The sequence below is a fragment of the Planktothrix sp. FACHB-1355 genome (genome assembly GCF_014748295.1).
GTDB lineage: Bacteria > Cyanobacteriota > Cyanobacteriia > Cyanobacteriales > Aerosakkonemataceae > Aerosakkonema > Aerosakkonema funiforme_A.
Genome location: NZ_JACJUP010000826.1, coordinates 1 through 3,238, shown reverse-complemented (window position 1 = coordinate 3,238; position 3,238 = coordinate 1). Strand labels below are relative to the sequence as shown.

The 3,238-nt window shown below is 44.9% G+C and carries 4 protein-coding genes; all 4 read left to right on the top strand.

The window, feature by feature from the left end; genetic code table 11:
* Positions 1 to 274 (top strand): cytochrome P450 (locus H6S82_RS25505; protein WP_191056909.1); only part of this gene is annotated, 274 nt, incomplete at its 5' end.
* A gap of 65 nt (positions 275 to 339) precedes the next feature.
* Positions 340 to 1,134 (top strand): DUF2993 domain-containing protein, encoded by a 795-nt coding sequence (locus tag H6S82_RS25500; RefSeq protein ID WP_242057110.1) that lies wholly within the window; start codon positions 340 to 342, stop codon positions 1,132 to 1,134.
* Between the two features lie 116 nt (positions 1,135 to 1,250).
* Positions 1,251 to 1,994 (top strand): DUF2993 domain-containing protein, encoded by a 744-nt coding sequence (locus H6S82_RS25495; RefSeq protein ID WP_190469982.1) that lies wholly within the window; start codon positions 1,251 to 1,253, stop codon positions 1,992 to 1,994.
* A gap of 120 nt (positions 1,995 to 2,114) precedes the next feature.
* The gene (locus tag H6S82_RS25490) at positions 2,115 to 2,963 is read left to right on the top strand and encodes a DUF1206 domain-containing protein (protein ID WP_190469984.1); all 849 of its coding nucleotides are present in this window, start codon (positions 2,115 to 2,117) and stop codon (positions 2,961 to 2,963) included.
* The last annotated feature ends 275 nt before the right edge of the window (positions 2,964 to 3,238 follow it).

Genomic DNA, 3,238 nt, shown 5'->3' with positions numbered 1-3,238 from the left:
TAAACCAGAACGTTTTCTAGAACGTCAGTTTTCTCCCTACGAATATTTCCCCTTTGGTGGAGGTAATCGTCGCTGTCTTGGGATAGCATTAGCACCATTTGAAATGAAACTTGTACTGGGAACAATACTGTCGCGCTGGCAATTGGCACTTGCAGATAAACGCCCAGTTCGACCCATACGTCGAGGCTTTACATTAGGCCCATCTGGCGGCGTGCGAATGGTTGTTTGCGATCGCCATCACCAGAAATCTCGCATCGTGGAAACCACCGTTTAGCTGAAAATTAAACAAAAGATAGACAATAGCAAAAGATTGCCTATATCGACTGGGAGATAAATTTATTGACGCGATCGCGTAAATTGGCAAAATATATGCGATCGGGAGATGACATCATGACGCGAGATGATGAACCCCGGCTGGAGGAAGAGGTACTTTCTACCGCCGCAGAAATAGGGGTAATTAGCCAAGTGGATAAAGTAGAGGACGTAAATATAGATGTCAAAACTAATCTACTTAATATCGTTCAAGGACAAGCCGATTCAGTTTCATTTGCCGGCCAAGGTTTGGCAATCCAAAAAGACATCCGCGTCCAAGAAGTGCAAGTGCAAACAGGTCGGATTGCAATCAATCCTTTAAGTGCTATTTTTGGTGAAATCAAACTTACTCATCCGACAGATGCCTCTATCCGCGTTGTCCTAACGGAAGAAGATATCAACCGTTCTCTCAATTCCGACTACATCCGCAGCAAGTTGCCACCTTTAGATCTGGATGTGGATGGTAAAATTGTTACTCTGGAATTGCAACACATGGAAATTAACTTACCAGGTGACGGTAAGATAAAATGCAGCGGTAACGTGCTGCTGCACGAGGGCAATACTCGACAGTTAGACTTCATTGCCTTACTTTACCCGCGCACTTCTTCGCAGCCATTGTTACTAGAAGCCTTCCACTGCACGCCGGGAAATGGCATTGGCTTAGAATTAATAGTGGCTTTAATGTTGAAGTTCAAAGAACTGGTAAATTTACCTTACTACGAACTGGAAGGAAGCGCGTTTCGCGTCAAAGATATGGATGTACAAAAGGGCACCTTAACGGTGATGGCAGAAGCATACATCAGACAAATACCGTCAATGTAAGTGTGGGGCTATCTAAAGATAGATAACCGCTCATAAATTATTCTGTCGGGATGCAGATTCGCTGCTTTATACCGACCGCCTAAAGTTAGGTAGGTACTGCGATAAAAAATAGCAAAATGGCAGCAAATCAACCAGGGCTAGGTGAGCAAGCACTCAGTAAGGCAGCGGAAATTGGCCTATCCAGTCAACTGGATGAAGTAGAGGAACTTAACGTAGATATCCGTACCAATCCGCTGAAAGTAATTCAGGGAGAATTGGATTCGGTTGATATTAAAGGCAAAGGCATGGTCATGCAAGAAGACCTGCGGACAGAGGAATTGGAGATGCACATAGATCGCATCGCGATCGATCCTCTTCGCGCCGCCTTTGGCGATATTCAATTGAAACATCCTACCGAAGCAGAAACGCGAGTTGTCCTCACAGAAAAAGATCTCGATCGCGCCTTCAATTCCAACTTTATCCGCGATAAGCTGCAAAACCTGAATGTGCATATAAACGATCGACCGACAACGGTTGATGTGCAAAAAGTGGAATTCCGCCTACCCGGTCAAGGCAAATTTAGCTTAAACGCGACTGTTGGTCTGCGGGAGGGCGGCGAAACCAAACAAACTGCTTTCACTGCTATACCGCGTGTGAAAGAAGGCGGAAACCGCATCTCGCTTGAGGATGTTGAGTACGCGGAAGGGAAGGAAGTATCGCCAGAACTGACTAACGCTTTGTTGGATAAGTCCAGCGAATTGTTAGATTTACGTAATTTTGAGTTGGAAGGAATGTCGTTGCGCCTGAAAAAGTTGGATGTGCAAAACGGCAAGCTGACGCTGCAAGCAGAAGCTTATGTAGAACAGTTTCCTTCATCGTAATTTCAGATTTGAGATTTCAGATTTCAGATTGAATTTTTTTTGATTTGAAATCTGATTTTGCCATATAAAACCATTTTTAAATTTGCCATCTTAAATTTGCAATTTGAAATTCCCAAATATATGACTCGACAAAATTTACCTAATAAAAATGTAGAAACGGCAGCAAGACAAGCAGCTGCTCATCCTTGGGTGGAACGTTTGGCAAGATTTGGTATAGCGGCAAAAGGGGTAGTGTATGCGATCGTCGGTGTGTTGGCGGCGCAAGCTGCATTTGGCGCAGGCGGCAGAACAACCGACTCTAAAGGCGCTCTCCAAACTATTGTGACACAACCGTTTGGAAAATTCTTGCTTGGTTTGGTGGCGATCGGCTTAGTTGGATACGTCGTATGGCGTTTTGTGCAGGCATTTCTCGACCCCGAACGCAAAGGCAGCGATGCCAAAGGTATTGCACAGCGCATCGGCTATTTTATCAGCGGTTTAATATATGCCGGTTTAGCTTTAACAGCTACTAAAATAATTTTAGGTTCCGCAAGCGGAGGCGGTAGCAATTCAACGCAACACTGGACAGCACGTTTGCTGGCACAGCCTTTCGGTCAGTGGTTGGTAGCTACTGTGGGAGTAATTATAATTGGCATCGCGTGCTATCAAATTTATAAAGCTTTTACTGGCAAATTCCGCCAAGAATTGAAATGGCAGGAAATGAGGAACGTAGAAAGAACGTGGGCAATGCGCCTCGGCAGATTTGGCCTTACCGCACAAGCTATAGTTTTTAGCATTATCGGCTTTTTCCTCATCCAAGCGGCGCGTCAATCTGACCCCAATCAAGCGCGTTCTTTGGGTGGCGCACTAGCAGCACTGGCGGAACAACCCTATGGCCCTTGGGTTTTGGGTGTTGTGGCGATCGGTCTTGTCGCCTACGGTATTTATATGATGGTGCAAGCTCGTTACCGTCGCGTTGTGACTGTATGAAGTGCGATCGCGCTTGTAGTTAATTTCCAGTTCGATGGAGAAAAAATATCACACTTAATCTTAATTTTTTAGTGCTTCAGCAGCGAGAATTTACCGAGAATTTTGGCGCTATGAAGCACTCAATTTTGTGGCTGCGTTTGACTACCTTGAGGAACAGTAACTGGCTGAACCGCAGGCGCATTATTGTTTGGATTTGGAGATATTAACTCAATGCCAGAACAAACCTCGGCAAATTGACCGGAAAGTCTAGCATTTCTCATAATTTGAATACATTG